At 45.8% G+C, this 19162-nt stretch carries 15 protein-coding genes; 10 read left to right on the forward strand and 5 right to left on the reverse strand.

Going from position 1 to position 19162, the window contains the following annotated elements:
- Positions 1–404: 404 nt before the first annotated feature.
- The 3 genes from ACH3Y6_RS05260 to ACH3Y6_RS05270 all read left to right on the forward strand — a co-directional run bounded on the left by ACH3Y6_RS05260 (position 405) and on the right by ACH3Y6_RS05270 (position 6052).
- Positions 405–3581, forward strand: coding sequence for a SusC/RagA family TonB-linked outer membrane protein (locus ACH3Y6_RS05260; RefSeq protein ID WP_490834536.1), 3177 nt, complete (start codon positions 405–407; stop codon positions 3579–3581).
- A gap of 24 nt (positions 3582–3605) precedes the next feature.
- Positions 3606–5243 carry a RagB/SusD family nutrient uptake outer membrane protein gene (locus tag ACH3Y6_RS05265; protein ID WP_490834537.1) on the forward strand — a complete coding sequence of 546 codons (1638 nt, stop codon included), beginning with the start codon at positions 3606–3608 and terminating at the stop codon, positions 5241–5243.
- Between the two features lie 101 nt (positions 5244–5344).
- Positions 5345–6052: a hypothetical protein gene (locus tag ACH3Y6_RS05270; protein WP_490834538.1), complete on the forward strand. Its 708-nt coding sequence runs from the start codon at positions 5345–5347 to the stop codon at positions 6050–6052.
- A 67-nt stretch (positions 6053–6119) separates the two neighbouring features.
- Here the strand turns inward: ACH3Y6_RS05270 and ACH3Y6_RS05275 are convergent, their stop codons facing one another.
- The 3 genes from ACH3Y6_RS05275 to ACH3Y6_RS05285 all read right to left on the reverse strand — a co-directional run bounded on the left by ACH3Y6_RS05275 (position 6120) and on the right by ACH3Y6_RS05285 (position 9168).
- A complete protein-coding gene (locus tag ACH3Y6_RS05275) occupies positions 6120–7673 on the reverse strand; it encodes an Rne/Rng family ribonuclease (protein ID WP_490834539.1) in 1554 nt (517 codons plus the stop codon).
- 334 nt (positions 7674–8007) lie between these two features.
- Positions 8008–8856, reverse strand: coding sequence for a DUF6340 family protein (locus ACH3Y6_RS05280; protein WP_490834540.1), 849 nt, complete (start codon positions 8854–8856; stop codon positions 8008–8010).
- 21 nt (positions 8857–8877) lie between these two features.
- Positions 8878–9168, reverse strand: a complete 291-nt coding sequence (locus ACH3Y6_RS05285) for an HU family DNA-binding protein (RefSeq protein WP_490834541.1) — start codon at positions 9166–9168, stop codon at positions 8878–8880.
- 224 nt (positions 9169–9392) lie between these two features.
- Between ACH3Y6_RS05285 and mutY the strand changes: the two genes are divergently transcribed.
- The 7 genes from mutY to ACH3Y6_RS05320 all read left to right on the forward strand — a co-directional run bounded on the left by mutY (position 9393) and on the right by ACH3Y6_RS05320 (position 16639).
- Complete coding sequence (gene mutY, locus ACH3Y6_RS05290) at positions 9393–10451, forward strand: A/G-specific adenine glycosylase (protein WP_490834542.1); 1059 nt, start codon at positions 9393–9395, stop codon at positions 10449–10451.
- A 129-nt stretch (positions 10452–10580) separates the two neighbouring features.
- On the forward strand, positions 10581–11012 hold the full coding sequence (locus ACH3Y6_RS05295; RefSeq protein WP_490834543.1) for a single-stranded DNA-binding protein: 432 nt from the start codon (positions 10581–10583) through the stop codon (positions 11010–11012).
- A gap of 77 nt (positions 11013–11089) precedes the next feature.
- Positions 11090–12442, forward strand: a complete 1353-nt coding sequence (gene gldE / locus ACH3Y6_RS05300; protein ID WP_490834544.1) for a gliding motility-associated protein GldE — start codon at positions 11090–11092, stop codon at positions 12440–12442.
- Positions 12439–13089 carry a gliding motility lipoprotein GldD gene (gene gldD, locus ACH3Y6_RS05305; protein ID WP_490834545.1) on the forward strand — a complete coding sequence of 217 codons (651 nt, stop codon included), beginning with the start codon at positions 12439–12441 and terminating at the stop codon, positions 13087–13089. The genes gldE and gldD overlap by 4 nt, the downstream gene beginning before the upstream one ends.
- Positions 13090–13301: 212 nt before the next feature.
- Positions 13302–13889 (forward strand): DUF3109 family protein, encoded by a 588-nt coding sequence (locus ACH3Y6_RS05310; protein WP_490834546.1) that lies wholly within the window; start codon positions 13302–13304, stop codon positions 13887–13889.
- A gap of 38 nt (positions 13890–13927) precedes the next feature.
- The gene (locus ACH3Y6_RS05315) at positions 13928–15304 is read left to right on the forward strand and encodes a LutB/LldF family L-lactate oxidation iron-sulfur protein (protein ID WP_490834547.1); all 1377 of its coding nucleotides are present in this window, start codon (positions 13928–13930) and stop codon (positions 15302–15304) included.
- Between the two features lie 51 nt (positions 15305–15355).
- Complete coding sequence (locus tag ACH3Y6_RS05320; RefSeq protein WP_490834588.1) at positions 15356–16639, forward strand: polysaccharide deacetylase family protein; 1284 nt, start codon at positions 15356–15358, stop codon at positions 16637–16639.
- A 28-nt stretch (positions 16640–16667) separates the two neighbouring features.
- Here ACH3Y6_RS05320 and ACH3Y6_RS05325 read toward each other — a convergent pair whose 3' ends face one another.
- Complete coding sequence (locus ACH3Y6_RS05325) at positions 16668–17594, reverse strand: DMT family transporter (RefSeq protein WP_490834548.1); 927 nt, start codon at positions 17592–17594, stop codon at positions 16668–16670.
- A gap of 53 nt (positions 17595–17647) precedes the next feature.
- Positions 17648–19141 carry a bifunctional phosphoribosylaminoimidazolecarboxamide formyltransferase/IMP cyclohydrolase gene (gene purH, locus ACH3Y6_RS05330; RefSeq protein WP_490834549.1) on the reverse strand — a complete coding sequence of 498 codons (1494 nt, stop codon included), beginning with the start codon at positions 19139–19141 and terminating at the stop codon, positions 17648–17650.
- Positions 19142–19162: the final 21 nt, after the last annotated feature.

Here is a 19162-nt window from a genome sequence, read left to right on the forward strand (position 1 = left end):
CCCGGAAGCCCTTGTGATGGATTTTTAAGATCGGGAAGATGCAATAAATATGAAATAAATAAATATGTATTAAAATATGATTTTAGGCCCTGTTTTTTAAAAAGTAAGTGCAAAATTTCCTTCTTTTCAGGGATAGCTATTTTTCCCAATTACTGTAAAATACATAGCTCATGGGGGGACATCCACCGGTATGATCTTTCGCTAATAAGGGGTACTTACAGTATACCAACTTTCATTTCACCGGTAAAAAAAGCTGTTTTACCCCTAAATAATGTGTTGTTTTAACATACATTTAAGATTAAAAATAAATTAAAATATCGTATTAAAAAGGTCGAAGAGCAGCTTTTTATTTACTTAGGAGGTCAGAAAGGCTGATAAACGGCCACTTTCAAAAAAATCACAACATGAGAAAAAAACTGCTAATGACAGTTTGTGCATATGCCATGGCCATTCTGGTCGGCTTTGCACAGACAACTATAACCGGTAAGGTTATGGACGACAAAGGGTCTCCTGTAGCGGGAGCCACTGTGTTAGAAAAAGGTACCAAGAACGGTGTCAGTGCCGGTAACGATGGTGCTTTTTCTATTAAAGTAAAGAATGGCGCAACGCTGGTGGTTTCTGCATTGGGTTTTGAAACCAAATCTGTTGTCGCATCTTCCTCCAACCTGATGGTTCAGCTGGTTACCGATATCCGCTCCCTGAGTGAAGTGGTGGTAACGGGTGTGGGCGCTGCTACCAGTAAGAAAAAACTGGGTATCGCTGTTGAAGCAGTGAATGTAGGCAACCAGGTAAAGGTTCCGTCTGGCGATGTTGGCCAACAGTTGGTTGGTCAGGTAGCCGGAGCGCAGATTTCTTCTACCAATGGTAACCCCGGTCAGCCGCTGAATATCCTGCTGCGTGGTATCAATACCATCCAGGGGGGAACTTTCCCGATGATCCTGGTGGATGGTCTGGAAGTGCGCGCCACTGACCTGGGTTCTATAGATGTAAACATCATCGAAAGAGTGGAAGTGGTACAAGGTGCCGCTGCAGCCTCCTTATATGGTGCTCAGGGTGCGAATGGTGTTATCCAGTTATTTACCAAGAAAGCGAAAGCCGGCCGACTGAATATTGATGTCAGCAGCAGTGCTACCACCAACGAACTGCTGAACGTGGGTGGCCTGTCCAAATCCAGATTCCACGCTTTTGCCACCGATGCCAGTAACAATGTCATCAAAGCAAACGGTCAGCCCCTGGTGTTCGATCCCGCTTTGAGTGTATATGATGCGAACGTTCAGTACAGTGCGTTAAACGTTGCCAGTTTTGCCAACAAAGCCTACGACAAAAACCTGCAGTACTACGATCACTATAAAATGTTCCTGAAGAAAGGATATGTACTGAATAACTCTGTAACCATTTCTGGCAGCAGGGAGAAAGTAGATTTCCTGTTGTCTGCTTCTTACAATAAGCAGAACTCCAACTTTAAAGATAACGGCGACTATGCACGTTCCAATTTAACAAGCAAACTGAGCGTAGAACTGGCTAAGAACCTGAAACTGACCAGTTTGACCCAGTTGGTGTATACAAAGAATACGCTGAACGACCAGTCTGGTCGTAGTATCTTCTATAGCATCAACAATTCACGTCCTTTTGCCAACTACGACTACAGAGATCAGGATGGTAACTATGGCGTATACTTTGGTGATGCTGTGGGTGTGAACGGTGCCAACCCCAACTTTGTAAACCAGTATACCAGTACGCTGATCAACAAAGTGGATATTGTTCAGAACTTCAACCTGAACTACCGCTTTGCCCGTTACCTGGAACTGGATGCCAAGTACAGCCTGAATGTATCGAACAGCAATACCACTTACCGTTACGAAGACCAGTCGCTGAACAAGAACGCTGTGTACAACGATTATTTCTACAGTAACTATAACCCCAACTCTTCTCCCACCAGCACTGGTGAGATCGACAACTATGTGGATCGTACTACTTTCCAGAACTTTGTAGGTACGGCTACCGTTCGGACAGACTTTGACAAGGATTTTGGACTGAAGGTTCCCGTGAAAACAATTACCACTGTTGCCTTTGACTATCGTAAAAACAACTACAGGCAGTTTGCTGCTTATGGATACGATGCTCCTGGTTACAACCCTTGGAATGCTTCGCAGGCTGCGGTATATAAAGTGATTTCTGATTATGTAGAACCTTTCATTACTTACGGTTTCCTGGCCAACCAACGCTTTGAATGGAGCGATCTGGCTGGTGTGGCTGTAGGTGTAAGAAGCGATTATTCCTCTGCTTTCGGAAGTGGTGCTACCGCACAGACCTTCCCAAGAGGTGATGCATTCGTGAACATTTCACGCTTTAAGTTCTGGGAGAGTTCAAAGATCTCCAATGTGATCTCTGATTTCAAGATCAGAGCTGCTTATGGTGAAGCAGGTATCCAGCCGGGCGCTTTCCAGCGTTTCCCTGTACTGGGTGCTTCTAACCTGGGCTCCAACAGCGTGTTCAGGTTCCCAACTACCAGTCCTAATCCAAACCTGGCAGTGGAATTGTCCAAAGAGACTGAATTAGGTTTCGACCTCGGTTTCAATCTGCTGAAGGGCGACTGGTTGAAAAATGCCAACTTCTCTTTCACTTACTGGAAAAGAAATACGGATAATGCGATCTATCGTGTAGATGCTGCTCCTTCTACAGGTGTGGGTAGCATCCTGAACAATGCATTCGGTCTGGGATCAAATGGTATCCAGGCTTCATTGAACCTGAATGTATTGTCCAAGAAAGATTTTAGCTGGGATTTCACCACTAACTTCTCCAAACAGACTTCAGAGATCACCAGTGTAACAGGTGCCGATGTGGTGGTTCTTTCTGCCGCAGGAAGTACCGGTTTGACCCTGAAACCAGGTTTGAAGATCGGTCAGATCTTCGGCTTCCTGGTACTAAGGTCAGTTGACCAGGCAGATCCTAAAACCGGTCAGCCTTTCATCCCGAAAGCCAACCAGGCTAACTATGAAGTGGCCAGCAATGGCTGGGTAGTGAACAAGACCACTAAACAGCCGATCAGTTCTCCTGGTCAATACAGCTTTGGTGATCCTAATCCTAAGTTCAATATGAGCTTTATCAATAATTTCAACTACAAAGGATTCCTGTCACTTAGCATGCAGTGGGATTGGGTAAACGGAAGCCACCTGTACAACCAGACCAAGGAATGGATGTACCGTGATGGTATTCACTCTGATTATGCAAAACCGCTGACCATTGACGGTGTTACACAGGCATATACTGCTTTCTATCGTGGTATTTACCAGGTGGGACAGAATAACGGTACCAAAGACTACTTTTATGAAGATGCTTCTTTTGCCCGTTTAAGGAACCTGTCAGTAGGTATCGATTTCTCAAAATTGCTTAAGATCAAAACATTCCAGCGTTTACAATTGGTGCTGTCAGGTCGTAACCTGGTAACCATCACCAAGTACACAGGTATGGATCCGGAAGTAAGTTCAGGTGCATCCAACTCTTCATTCGACCGTGGAGTTGATCATAACACGCTTCCTAACACCAAAGCCTATACCATTGGTTTGAATGTTGGATTTTAATCTTAATCATAAAATTTAGAAGACATGAAGAATAATAAAATTCTGGTTGGGATACTGGGTATGGCTTTGAGCATGACTGCTTGTAAGAAAGACCTGGATATCTCTAATACCAATCAACCTACGCCAGAGAGCGCGCAGAACGAAGCCGGTGTGATATCGCTGGCTCAGGGTTCTATTTATCGAAATGGTTTTTACGACCTCAAATACTCCGATGGCGTATATGGTCGCTTCTGGGCTGGTGCTACCGGATTCCAGGAAATGATGGGTGATATTATCGGAGCAGAAGCTGCAAATGCTTTCATGAACCAGATCGGATGCCCCAACAAAGTGACCCTCGATAACGGTACCGTTGTATTGAATCCGAGTGCCATCAATACACAGTATGCTTTGCTGCGTAACATCAATAACAACCAGCAGCAGGGTAGTAATGCCACTTATTATGAGTGGGCTTACATGTACAACATGATCACTGCAGCCAATTCGATCCTGAAGATCGCCGAAAGCACCACATTCACCGGTGCAGGCGCTGCCACCAAAAAAGCAACGGTTCAAGCCTGGGCTTACTGGTGGAAAGGATACGCGTATGCGAGGATCGGTTCAATCTATTACGCTGGTCTCATTCAGAATGCCGGTACTACAGAAGCAACCACCAATGGTAACTATGTAACCAAAGAAGCGATTATCACCGAGTCAAATGCGAATTTCGACAAGTGTGCTGCTGCACTGACTGCTGCCACTTCAGCTACTGATTATTCAACTGTGTTGGCACAACTGCTGCCATCATTCGTACAAAAAGGGAAGGGCGGTGTACTGACCACTGCTATGTGGCAGCGTAACATCAATACCATGAAGGCCCGTAATATCCTGGTGAATACCCCAAAATCAGCGATGACCGCTACCCAGTGGCAGTCTATCCTTACTTTGGTAAACAATGGTATTACGGCTACTGATTACATCTTTACCGGACGTACTGATCCTAACGGTGATTTCCTGGGAACTACTATTGCAGACAAGATCCAGTCTCAGGGTAACGCCACCAATACCTACAAACTCAGTGAGCGTTGGGTTCAGGAGTTCAGGGCTGGTGACAAACGGAAGGACAATAACGTTCGTACGCTGCCTAACGTAGGTATTTTCAATACCGACCGAGGTAACTCTTTCAATACCCGGTTCAGCCTGACTAATGGCGGTTCCGGCCTCCCGGGTGTGATCGTGTATGCCAACCTGGTGGCAGGTGCCAATGAGATCAGCCTTTGCGGAACCTACGAGGAGAATGAGCTGATGAAAGCGGAAGCATTGATCCAGACCAACCAGATCGATCTGGGTGTTAAATCCATCGATAACGTAAGGGCTTACCAGGGTGCCGGCCTTGCCGCACTTCCGGCAGGTATGACACAGGCAGCTGCTTATGAGGAGCTGCGCAGTGAAAGAAGGATCGCCCTGGCTTTCAAAGGACTGTCTTTCTACGATGCACGTCGCTGGGAGATCATTGCGCCGGACAAATCACGTACCGGCTGTAATGTGATTTCTGCAGCGGGTGTATTGAATACCAATGCTACCATTGTATACGGATTCCTGGATTACTGGGATGTTCCGGATAATGAACTGGCTTACAACCCTCCTGCGGCTGGTTCTGCAGCGGTTAAGAACCCGAAGCAGTAATAACTTGAATATGTTTTCCTGGTAACAGGATTGATCAGGGCCCTTAATTGGGCCTTGATTGTTTTAGGGAAGGTTGTAACTTACCTGTATAAATCCGATCTATGCGTACCTGTTTAGTCCAGATTTTCCTGCTGCTTTTCATCAGCAACGGTATTGCGGCTCAGGGTAATGGCCTGGTGGTAAAAGGCAAGTGGCCGAGCCAGGTATTTATCAGCGATGTAAACGGACGTCCTTTTGAAAGTCGTTTTGATGATGTAAGCGGTACACCTTATTTTAATGCGGCCTATAAGTACGGAGACATCACACTGAAACAGGGTAGAAAATTTACCCAGGTTAAAATGAAGATCAACCTGGTTACGCAGGAAACTGTTTTTGTATCGGCGAACGGTATTGAAGGTTATATGGAGGCGGGTATGGTGAAAGAGATCAGTTATGCGGATACTACAGCTGGCGGTATTTTCCTGTACAGGTTTCAAACGGGGTTCCCTTCTGTGGACAGACAGAATGATAAACATTTTTACCAGGTATTGGCTGAGGGGCGCTGCAGCCTCGTCCGATCGATCGTAAAGAAAGTGATAGAGCGCCGCAATGAATTGTCGGGCGAAGTGGTCAAGGAATTCGAATCGACTGAAAATGTATACCTGTATATAAACGGAGAAATGAAAAGGTTCAAAAGAGATAAGGAGGCGGTACTGTCGTTACTGGCGGATAAACAGGCAGAACTTAACCAGTACGTGACGGAACACAAAACCAATTTTAAAAACCTTGATCAGGTGGCTCTTTTGCTGAATTACTATAATTCACTTTGATCCCATATATCAGGCATAAAAAAACTCAGGTTGAACTACCTGAGTTTTTTTATGCCTGATCTGTCCATTAGAATTTGATCTCTTCTTCGTGTTCGTTAAAGAACTTGAACTCAATCAGGTGATAATTGGTATTGGCCTGCGCTTTCAGGTTGGTCTTGTATTTACGTTTCCATTTTTTGATAATGGAAGTGAAAAAGCCTTTGGTGAGGTAAGAATATACGATCGGGTGTACCACCAATGTCAGGTTTTTATGTGCATGGGTGATCAGGTAGTGCAGGCGTTTTTCGATCTCATCTTCCAATAATAAGGTTGAAGTGATCTTGCCGGTACCATTACAGGCCGGGCAGTTCTCGGAAGTATTGATGTTTACTTCCGGACGCATACGCTGTCGGGTGATCTGCAGCAGACCGAATTTGGAGATCGGCAGTACGGAATGTTTGGCCCGGTCGGTTTTCATATAACCTTCCATCGCTTCCTGTACTTTTCTTTTGTTGTCGGGCAGCTTCATGTCAATAAAGTCTACCACGATGATGCCGCCGATATCTCTCAAACGAAGCTGGCGTGCAATTTCCTCTGCAGCTTCTAAGTTGGTTTCAAGGGCATTATCTTCCTGGTTATTGCTCACACTTTTGTAACCGCTGTTCACATCGATCACATGCAGGGCTTCTGTATGTTCAATGATCAGGTAAGCACCGCTGGGCAGGTTTACCGTTTTGCCAAAAGAGGATTTTACCTGTTTGGTAACCCCAAACTGGTCGAAGATGGGCAACCCGTTATTCTGGTACAGGCTAACAATATCTGTTTTATCCGGCGCAATACGCTGTATATAACTTTGTGTTACCCCAAACAGGCTCTTATCGTTTACTACCACTTTATTGAAATCAGCACTGAGCAGGTCGCGCAGGATGCTGGTGGTTTTGTTTTCTTCGCTGAGGATCCTTACGGGCGCTACAGCACCTTTGAGGTTAGACTTGATGGTTTTCCAGGTTTCCTGCAGTGCCAGCAGATCCTGGTGCAGTTCGGCGGTGCTTTTGCCTTCGGCTGCGGTTCTTACGATCACCCCAAAATTCTTTGGGCGGATGGCTTCTACGATCTTATGCAACCGTTTTCTTTCTTCTGAAGAATGGATCTTTTTAGAAACAGCAACGATCTCGTTGAAAGGGGTCAGTACCACAAATCTGCCGGGAAGCGATAATTCGCAGCTCAGGCGTGGGCCTTTGGCTGCGATCGGTTCTTTCAATATCTGAACCAATACATGCGGCTTGCCGTTCAGTACTTCGTTGATCTTGCCGGTTTTAACAATCTCCGGTTCTGAATGGAATTTGGAAAAATCGAATCCATTTGGCTCTTTGTCGTTCATGGCCAGCTGGGTGAATTTCAGGATAGAACGTACATAAGGACTGAGGTCGGTGTAGTGAAGGAATGCATCTTTTTCAAACCCCACATCCACAAATGCAGCATTCAGTCCCGGGATCAGTTTTTTCACCTTCCCGAGATAGAGGTCGCCCACGGCAAAACTGGCATCCGTTTTCTCGTTATGCAGTTCAACCAGTTTTTTGTCCTCCAGGAATGCGATTTCCACACCTGTTGGGCTGGCATTAATGATTAATTCTTTGTTCACAAAAAAGCAACTTTTACATACAAAATAACAGCCGGGTATGCGGCAGACCAACACACACTTAGATCCGTATCGCTCGTCACCAGATCAGGAAGGAAAAGGGAAAGTTGCAGCGTAGAAAGGTAGTGACGATATCCTGGAAAGTGTCAAAAGCAGTCACGCCATAGGGTGTGACTGCTTTTTATAAAGGTCAGATGAAAGAACAGGATTACTTGTTCTTCTTCTTATGACGATTCTTTCTTAAACGTTTTTTACGTTTGTGAGTCGCAATTTTATGACGCTTTCTCTTCTTACCACAAGGCATACACTTAGTAATTTTGTTTGTTAATGAATAGATTTATTTTTTCAATTCGGTAATCCTTTTATCAAGCTCTTTCTGTGCTTCCGGTATTTTTACCAGTGTTTTCACTTTTTCATACCATTTCACAGCATTGGTCTTATCGCCCTTTGCTTCGTAACATTCGGCAAGGTTGAAAATGGCTTCCAGGTTGTTGGGTTGTTTCTGAACAACGATGGAGAACCGTTCAATGGCTTTGTCGAACTGTCCGCTTCTTTTCCCTCCCATGCCTAATACCATCTGGGCGTATATATTACCCGGATCTTTCTGGGCAATCTCCCGAACAGGTAAGATACCTTCCATCGGATTGTCTGAAATATTACCGAACAAATAACAGGCCCCGATGCCGATCCGGCTCGAATCATTGGCGGGATTCAGTACCAAAGCTTTCTCTAAAAGAACTTTTGCATTGCTGGCCAGCCAGTTTTGCATGGCCGGTTGCCCTTCTGTCATCAGGTTGTCTAAAAACAGATGGGCGGCAAAGGTGAGGCTTTTTTCAGAATTTTCCAACTTGGCGGCCTCCGCAGTATAATAAGCATAGGGCTCGAACATGCGGGCCGAGTCTTTCCAGAAGCGGGCTAACTGGTGGTAAACATGCAATTGTTGCTCTTTTACATCGCCGCGTACGACGGAATTCTCCAGTTTCAGCAGGCGGTCATTCTGGGCAGGACTGATTCTTTCCTTGGCTTTTGCCAGGATTTCTTCAAATTTAATTGATTGATGCTCAGTGTGTTGCTCTTGTTTTGCTTCTGCAACAGGTTTTTTGGGTGGGACGGTTTTGCCCCAAGAATACAGAAGAACAAATAAAAGGAGACCCGCTCCGACCAATACAAATTGCTTTTTTTTCACTCCAGGTTGCTTTGCGCAAAGTTAGTCAGGCTTGCGTTTGCTTTTCACTTCGCTTACAAATTCTTTCGCCGGCTTAAAAGCAGGGATATAATGTTCGGGTATTTCAACCGCCACATTCTTTTTAATGTTACGCCCGATCTTGGCAGCACGCTTCTTGGTAATAAAGCTGCCAAACCCACGTATATAGATGTTTTGGCCATTCGAGAGGCTTTCTTTTACTTCTTTGAACATGGTTTCCAGCGTCACCAATACATCCACTTTCGGAATACCGGTTTTGTCTGAGATCTGGTTGATGAGATCTGATTTTCGCATTGTTAATGGTTTTAAAGTAGGTACAAGACCTTAAAATAAGATAAAAAAATCGAATAATGCAAGAAAGATGGCGTAAATATTATAGGCGTTACTAATTGATAAATAAAAGGTTCAATAATCATGACCAAGGCTCATTTGATATTCGATAATATTATTATATGATTTAAATTTTTAACCATTCATCTCCTTAGCTGTTCTTTTAAGTCATATTTGTGCCTCAGCTTATGGAGAAAACGTTTACGAATACATTATTGCGCTGGCATAAACAGCATAATGACCGCGAAATGCCCTGGAAGGGGGAGAAAGACCCCTACAAAATATGGCTCAGCGAAGTCATCCTGCAACAGACCCGTGTGGCCCAGGGTTGGCAGTATTACAATAATTTCGTCCGTAAGTATCCTACTATCCAAAACCTGGCCAAAGCGCCCGATCTGGAAGTATTTAAATTATGGGAGGGGCTGGGTTATTATAATCGTTGCAAAAACCTGCTTTTTACGGCCCGACAGATCGTGAAAGAGCGGAAAGGTGTTTTTCCCGATCAATACGAAGACATTCTTGCCTTAAAGGGTGTTGGTCCCTATACGGCCGCCGCCATCGCATCTTTTGCTTACAATCTGCCTTATGCCGTAGTGGATGGGAATGTATTCAGGGTATTATCCCGGTTTTTCGGAATAGAAGAGACCATAGACTCTGCCAAGGGTAAACAGGTTTTTACAGAACTGGCTACCCGGGTGCTTGCCAGGAAAGAAGCAGGTTTGTATAACCAGGCCATCATGGACTTTGGCGCAACCGTCTGTAAACCCTTTGCCCCTGTCTGCATTCATTGCCCGCTGAAAAACCACTGCAAAGCTTTTGCAGAAGGTATGGTGAACCGGTTGCCCATCAAAGAAAAAACACTGTTACGGAAGAACAGGTGGTTTTACTATTTTCTTTTCAGTCATAAAGGGAAATATCTGCTGAACCAGCGGAGGGCCAATGATATCTGGCAAAACCTGTTTGAGTTTTACCTGTTAGAAACGGAGGAGCAGGTCATTTGGGACGAAATAAAAGTGAAGCAATGGTTGCGTGAACAGATAGGTGTCAGTAAAGTAGTAGTGAGCAAAATATCTACTTTGCATAAACAACAACTTACGCACCAGCAGATCAGGGGGCAGTTTATTTGTGTAGAACTGGAAAGCCTTCCCCGTTTCCTGGAGAAATACTGTTGGGAAACATCCAAAAGCCTGCAAAAACTGGCATTCCCCAAATTTATTACCGGTTACCTGGAACAGGACGGGATATAAAAAACCAATACCACCTTCTGCACCAGCTTTGTTTAGTGTTCGTGAAATTTTATGACCTGCTTCTTTTCTTTCTTAAAAAAAGTTATTTTTAAGAGAGATTCAACTTTCGACGAACTTAAAACCTATCGTATGAGAGGCGTTAACAGAGTAATGTTGATCGGTAACCTGGGTAAAGATCCGGATGTGCAACACCTGGAAGGAAATATCGCGGTGGCCAAATTTCCATTGGCAACTACGGAAACCTATAAAGACAGGTCGGGCAAACTGGTATCTCAAACAGAGTGGCACACGGTGGTATTATGGCGCGGACTGGCAGAACTGGCGCAGAAATACCTGCACAAAGGAAGCCTGATTTATGTAGAAGGCAGACTGCGCACCCGCAGTTGGGAAGACAAGGAGGGTAACAAAAAATTTGCTACGGAAGTGGTAGGCGATAACCTGATCATGCTGGATAAAAGAGGAGAGGGGCATGGCGCTCATGGGACACATGATCCGCTGGAAGGATACCCTGGTGATGAGATACCGCCTATCACCGATCCCGGCGAAAGTCTGCCATTCTGATCAAACCTGTAAAAACTATACTTTTGGTAAACAGAATCAGGTTGTAATACCCCTGATAAGCTGATCGTTCATTAAAAATGCTGGCTTTGGATCATCACCCGGTTCTTCAGATAGTCTCACATCCTACTTTACTGGCAGCCATACAGGCACAGGGTACAACCATTCTGGTAATGATCTTATTCCTGCTATTGTTCCTGTCGTTTGTCTTGTCGGGCTCGGAAGTGGCGTTCTTTTCACTTACCTATAAAGACATCAACAACCTGAAATCGAAGCAGCAGCCTGCTTACAAAAGGATTGTAGACCTGCTGGAAGAGCCTAAAGTATTATTGGCCTCCCTGCTTATTGCTAACAGTTTCATCAATATATCCATCATCATCATCTCCAACCTGTTGATCGATAATATGTTCAACTTTGAGCAGTTCGACGCAGTATGGGTCGAGTTCCTGATCAAAGTGATCGTTGTTTCATTCCTGCTGGTTTTGTTTGGTGAAGTGATGCCCAAAGTGCTGGCCACGCAGAATAATGTCAGGTTCGCTAAAGACTTTGGAGGTATTGTGCAGGCCGTTTCTTATACCTGTGCCGGACTGAGTAAAAAGCTGGTGAAGTATTCGGATATCATTGAAAGAAAACTGGCCAACCGTCCGGGCGGATCCTATAGCCTGGAAGAGTTGGATCATGCCATTGACCTGACCACACAGAATACCGCATCGGAAAATGAAAAGAACATCCTGAAAGGAATCGTTAAGTTCGGGAACATTACTGTGAAACAGATCATGAAAACAAGGGTGGATGTACATGGGGTGGACCATAGTATCCGTTTCGGGGAACTGATAGCCACGGCCAGAGAACTCAATTACAGCCGTTTGCCCGTGTACAAGGAAGACCTGGATAATGTAGTGGGTATGATTCATACCAAGGATCTGATTGCCTATCTGAACGAACCGGACGATTATAACTGGCACCCGCTGATGCGCCAGCCTTATTTTGTGCATGAACAGAAATTCATAGAAGACCTGCTGAAAGAGTTCCAGTCTAAACGGATCCATTTTGCAGTTGTGGTTGACGAATTCGGCGGTACCAGTGGTATTGTTACGCTGGAAGACATCCTTGAAGAAGTGATCGGTGAGATCAAGGATGAGTTTGACGAGGAGGAAACAGGGTATAAAAAACTGGACGAATACAATTATATTTTTGAAGGCAGAACCATGATCAATGATGTATGTAAAATCATGGATATACCTACCGATACTTTCGATGTGATCAAAGGAGAAAGCGATTCGCTGGCCGGATTGGTACTGGAACTGGCGGGAGAAATTCCGCAGCCAGCAAAAGTGCTGCAATCGGGCGACTTTGAATTCACCGTGCTGGAAGTGGAGAAGAACCGTATACAGAAAGTGAAAGTATCGATCAAGCCACAGTTACCATTATGATGAAATCAGCGAATAGTGTATGGTCCAACTGCCCTATTGTGCCCCGGCGGGTATGCGCAGTTACGGTCATGGTTAGTTGTCTTTTTGTTTTTTCTGTGATCCTTGCTTCCTGCAACAGTACCTTCACGCCGAAACCTACAGGCTATTACAGGATCGATTTCCCCGAAAAAAAATACCAGGTATTTGATGTGCCGGGATATCCTTATTCTTTTGAATACCCGGTATACGGACGGGTGGTGAAGGACAGCACTTTTTTTGGTGAGGCCACGGAGAATCCCTGGTGGATCAATGTTGATTTTCCGCAATTCAATGGGCGCATTTATGTAAGCTATAAAGAGATCGGAAAGAATAATTTTGACACACTGGTGAAACACTCGTTTGCCTTAACAGGCAAACATACGGCCAAAGCCTATTCGATAGATGACACCCTGATCGCTACCCCTAACGGGATTCATGGGATCTTTTTTACAGTGGGGGGAGATGTGGCTACGGCTAACCAGTTTTTTGTGACCGATTCCACCCGTCATTTTTTACGAGGAGCGCTTTATTTTGATGCTACACCCAATGCCGACTCACTGGGTATCGTGAATCGTTTTCTGCTGGACGATATGAAACACCTGGTCAATACTTTCCGCTGGAAGAAATGAGTTCCGGATCCCCTGAACATTCCTCACTGGTAAAAGCCGCCCTGAAAAAGGCGGCTGTAAGGCAAACGGTACACCCTGCTGGTGACCTGTTCCTGTGTAACGGCCTGTGGCCGGCGGGGTTACGTTTGAAATGTTAATTCTTTCAGGGCCCGGGACGGTGAATGCTGCCTGAATGGGAGTATCTTTGATGGCGAACAATACCTGACAGATAAATGATAGCAATTGACAATAAACTCATCAGTGATGAAGTGCTGGAAGAACAGTTTGTTTGTGACCTTACCAGGTGTAAGGGTGGCTGCTGCGAAGATGGGGATGCCGGTGCTCCCATGGAAAAATGGGAACTGGAGAAACTCAAAGAATACTACGAAGTGATCAAACCCTATATGACCGAAGAAGGGATACGTGAAGTGGAAAGGCAGGGTAAGTATATTTACGATAAAGAATTTGGCTGGGTAACTCCCACCATCAATGGCGCTATCTGTGTATATGGATACCGGGATCAGCAGGGTGTGATCAAGTGCGGGATTGAGCAGGCGTATAATGATGGCAAGCTGGATTGGAAGAAACCGATCAGCTGCCACTTGTTTCCCATCAAGATCCAGAAAAGCAAACGCGATCCGGATATGGAATATGTGAATTATGAACCGAGGGAAGACCTCTGTGCTGCGGCCTGCGCACTGGGCAAGAAACTCAAAGTGCCCGTGTATGTCTTCCTGAAAGATTCCCTGATCAGAAAATACGGCGAAGAGTTCTATGCAACACTGGAAGCCACAGCCGCACACCTGAATAAAAGCAAATAACACTAAGAAGCCCAGCTGATAACCTAATACCATCTCACATGAAAGATACTGCAGCATCCTTCATTGCCAAGAGTACGATCAAAGCGGCCGATCTGGAGCACAGGCGGAAGATCAATTTCAATATCAGTAAATACAACGCAGTGGTGCCTCAGGGCAAACAGCAGTTTGGCGGTCATGTGATGGATGCGCGTGAACTTGCCAAGAACCGGAAGTGGGATGCCATTGAACATCTTGACCAATACCTCCTGGAATTTGAAAAAAAGATCACTGCCCGCGGAGCCAAAGTGATCTGGGCTGAGAATGCGTCTGAAGCCACCGACGCCATTGGTAAAATTTGTAAAGAGAAACAGTGCAAAACGCTGGTGAAGAGTAAGAGTATGGTTACCGAAGAGATACACCTGAACCATTACCTGGAATCGATGGGTATTGAAAGTGTGGAAACGGATCTCGGTGAATATATTCAACAGCTGGATGGAGAACCTCCGTATCATATTGTAACACCAGCCATGCACAAAAGTAAGGAAGATGTAGCCCGATTGTTTGCCGATAAGCTTGGTGTGCCTGCAGGGCTCTCACCCGAAGAACTTACGCTTGTTGCCCGCAGGATACTTCGGGAAAAATATGTGGAAGCGGAAGTGGGTGTTACCGGTGCCAATTTTATTGTGGCCGATGTGGGCGGTATTGCCGTAACCGAAAATGAGGGCAATGCGCGTTTAAGCTGTGGTATGCCCAAAACGCATATTGTGGTGGTGGGTATTGAAAAAGTGATACCTTCCCTCAATGACCTCGCCTTATTCTGGCCCCTGCTGGCTACATATGGTACCGGACAAAGGGTGACTTCCTATAATACGCTGGTGTCTGGTCCCCGCCAGGAAGGAGAAACCGATGGACCGGAAGAAATGTATGTGATACTGCTGGATAATGGCCGGACCAACCTGCTGAAAAGCCCTGTATCGCGCGAGGCATTGTATTGCATCCGGTGCGGCGCCTGTTTAAATGCCTGTCCGGTATATAAAAATATCGGGGGACACTCATATGAAACCACGTATAGCGGCCCGATTGGAAAAGTGATCACACCGCATCTGAGTGGGATGGATGATTACAAACACCTGAGTTATGCCTCTTCCCTATGTGGCAATTGTACGGAGGTCTGCCCGGTGCGCATCAACCTGCACGAATTGCTGCTGGATAACCGCCACGAAGCCGTGATGAGGGGATCCAGTTCCTTGGCTGAGCGCCTGGCCTGGAAAATGTGGAAAACGGCCAGCATGAATCGCGGTATGATGAATATGGGTACAGGCAAGATGAAGAACTGGGTGGTGAATAAAGTATTCAAAGGCTGGACGACCCACAGGAGCGACCTTGATTTCAGTGCGAAGACCTTTAATGAGATGTGGAGAGAGAAATACCGATAACCATCCCATAATCCTGATTCATTGGAAAGCGATAGTGTTGATACGGTAGTGGTGTATACAACGCGAATAACAACGCGGGTGAAATATATTTTCCAGACCCTGTTTGCCAATGTTCTGCTGACAGATTCCATTGAAGTCTTTCCTGATAAGTCAGCGATTTACATCAATTATTCGCACAAACCCATAGATGGTTACTTCCACGTTGTACCCGCTGGACTGTTAACAGAAGAAGATATTTATGAGCAGTCCATTGAAGCTGCTCACTGGGAAGGCCTTCCCATATTTTTTCAGACACCGGGCGATCTGCCTTTCGATATGTTCTCTGCTTCTTTTTATCTGCTATCAAGGTATGAGGAATACCTGCCTTATGAGCCGGACCTGTATGACCGGTATCCGCATACAAACAGTATGGCATACAAAGAAGGTTTCCTGCAACAACCATTGATCAACCAGTGGCTGCAAAAACTGCAATATATTTTGTGCGAACGGGCGCATCGGTCAGTACTCAGGCTGTATCCATCCGCATTCCGTTTTATTCCTACCTACGATGTTGATGAGGCATGCAGTTACCTGCACAAACCCGTCTGGAAAAATGTATTGGGTTTTTACCGTGATCTGCTGCAGGGCAGGTTTGAGCAGGTGATGGAAAGAGGTAACGTATACAGTGGCAGAAAAAAAGACCCGTATGACATATTTGACTGGATAGAAGCACAACACAGGCGACTGGGAATTGAGTCTGTCTATTTTTTTCTGACGATCCTGAAAAGGGGCAGGTATGACAAAAATTTACCGGCAAGTTCCAGGTATCTGCAGGAATTGTACAGGCAACTTTCACTGAAACATGCGGTAGGGTTACATCCTTCCTGGCAGAGTGGTACTGAAAAAGACCTGCTGGCAAAAGAACTGCGGGCCTTACAAAAGATCATTCAGAAACCGGTATTTGGTTCACGCAATCATTATCTGCGGTTCCGCTTACCCGATACGTATAGACGACTGCTTATGGCTGGCATCTCTGAAGAATATTCTATGGCTTACGGAAGTGCAAATGGTTTCAGGGCTTCTTACTGTCAGCCTTTTTATTGGTACGATCTGGAAAATGAACAGGTAACCAATCTTCGGGTACATCCTTTTTGTTTTATGGATGCCACATCTTTTTTCAGTCAGGGATATGGTGCCGCAGAAGCGACGGAAGAACTGCAATACTATCACGATACGGTAAAGGAACTGGGAGGTGAGTTTATCACGGTTTTTCACAATCATTTCCTGACGGAACAACCGCAATGGATACCATGGAGAGATATGTACAGGGATTTTTTGGAAAAGAATTTCGGGTAAAATGAGTTTAAGATTCAGTGGATGAGGCTCACATTGCGTCAGCGTCTGTTGTTTGTGTCAGTATCTCTTTCTGTTTACGCAGGCTCTGGTTCACCAGGTATACGCCCAGCAGCGTGATCAGTGAACCGATGATGATGCTGATCGTGATCTTTTCATTCATCACCAGCGACCCTACAAAAATGGCAACGATGGGATTGATATAGGCATACAGTGCCGCCACGGCAGGCTCCAGGTGTTTCATGGTATAGATGAATGCAGCGAAAGTGATGAGGTTACTGGCGATAACCAGGTAGGCGATGGCTCCCCAGGTTTCCGCAGGGATATCCGCCACCGGTATATGATCGCCCGAAATCAGTAACATAAGGTATAGGATCACAGCGCTGATCAGCATCTGCCAGCCTGTGGCGTTATAGGCGTTCATCTTCATCCTGGTGCGCGACAGTACAATGGTTCCCACGCTCCAGCTTAACATGGCCAGCGCCGACAGTATGATACCCCATACATATCCTTCTGTATGGTTGTGGAAGGCATTGTCGTAGAACACAACAGCAATACCGCCAATGCCCAGGAACAGTCCGATAAAAGTGCCTGTTGTGATCTTCGTGTTTTTAAAGAAGATCCTTTCAATGATCACCACCGAAAGCGGATATAACGCGGAGATCAGGGCGCCCATACCACTGGGTACATATTTCAGGGCAACCGTAGCAATGCCATTGGCCGATAGAAAAAGGAGAACGGCCATCATGGTAAGCCACCGGAATTCTTTCCAGGTAGGCATTTTCTCCCCTTTTATCAGGAAAAACGCAACCAGTATGATGCCTGCAATGAACTGCCTGATAGATGCCACTTCCAGGCCGGGTACTTTCTGTACACCGATCTTACTGGCGATCCAGCTGGTTCCCCAGACGATACTGGTAAGTGTTAAACCGATATAAGCTTTCTGTTTGGTGGTCATTATGCAGACTTGCCGCCACCTCCCCAGACAGGGGAGGTGTTTCTTGTTTTGGATTAGTGTTTGAAATGGCGCATGCCTGTCATTACCATAGCCAGACCGTTGGTAACGCAATAATCAACGCTGTCTTTATCTCTTACTGAACCACCGGGCTGTATAAAAGCTTCGATACCTGCGGCATGGGCGATCTGTACACAGTCATTGAAAGGGAAAAATGCGTCGGAAGCCAGTACAGCACCTTTCAGGTCAAAGTTGAACTGTTTGGATTTATCGATAGCCTGGCGCAGTGAATCGATGCGGCTGGTCTGTCCGCAACCCTTACCCACCAGCTGTTTGTTCTTGATCAGTGCAATAGCATTACTTTTCAGGTGTTTACATACCAGGTTGCCGAATACCAGGTCTTCTTTTTCTGCGTCGGTTGAAGGTCGGCCGCCCACTTCTTCCCATTTGCTGTAGTTGCCTACATCGGCGCCCTGTTCCAGCACACCATTCAGGAGTGATTTGGAGGGTGCTTTCAGTTGTGCATCCAATGTTTTCAGTTGCAGTAGTATGCGGTTCTTTTTGCTCTTTAGTACTTCCAGTGCATCTGCATCAAATGCGGGGGCGATCAGTACTTCGAAGAATATTTCGTTAATGGCGTCTGCTGTGCTTTTGTCGATGGTGTTGTTGCAAACCAGTACACCCCCGAAAGCACTTTCAGGATCACCGGCAAGGGCTGCATCCCAGCTTTGTTTTACGGTAGTCCTTTCAGCGATACCGCAAACATTGGTATGTTTGATGATGCCGAATACGGACTGTTTTGATCCGGAGAACTCCTGTATCAGCTGAACTGCCGCATCCACATCGACCAGGTTATTGTAAGAGAGTTCCTTTCCGTTCAGTTGTGTGAACAATTCAGAAAGGTTACCATGGAAAGTAGCAGATTGGTGGGGGTTCTCGCCATAACGCAATACCTGTTGCATGCCGGGATTGAAATAGTTGCTGATGGCGATATCGTAATGCATGACCACTTCAAAAGCTTTGGCCGCATAGGCTTTGCGCTGTTCGAGGCTGGTCTCCCCTTTTTGTTCGGTCAGTAATTTCTCGAGAGAAGCATAATCGTCTTTAGCGGCGATCACTACCAGGTCGCGGAAGTTTTTGGCGGCAGCGCGAATCATGGACGGCCCGCCGATATCGATCTTCTCAATGATCAGTTTTTCTTCGCTGGTGGTACGCAGGGTCTCCTCAAAGGGGTACAGGTCAACGATCACGAGGTCGATCTCGGGGATCTTGTATTCTTTCATCTCTGCCAGGTCCTGTGCTTCATACCTTCTGCCCAGGATACCGCCGAAAATTGCCGGGTGTAAGGTTTTGACCCTGCCACCAAGTATGGATGGGTAAGTGGTCAGGCTTTCTACGGGTACACAGGTAACGCCCAGGTCTTCCAGGAATTTCTGTGTTCCGCCGGTAGAATAGATCGTGATTCCGAGCTCCTGTAATTTTTTGGCAATGGGTTCCAGTCCGTCTTTATAAAAAACGGAGATAAGGGCAGATTGAATTTTCTTTTGCATGTTGCTGTGTTTAACCCGGTG

Source organism: Sediminibacterium sp. FW305-C-269 (assembly GCF_058231045.1).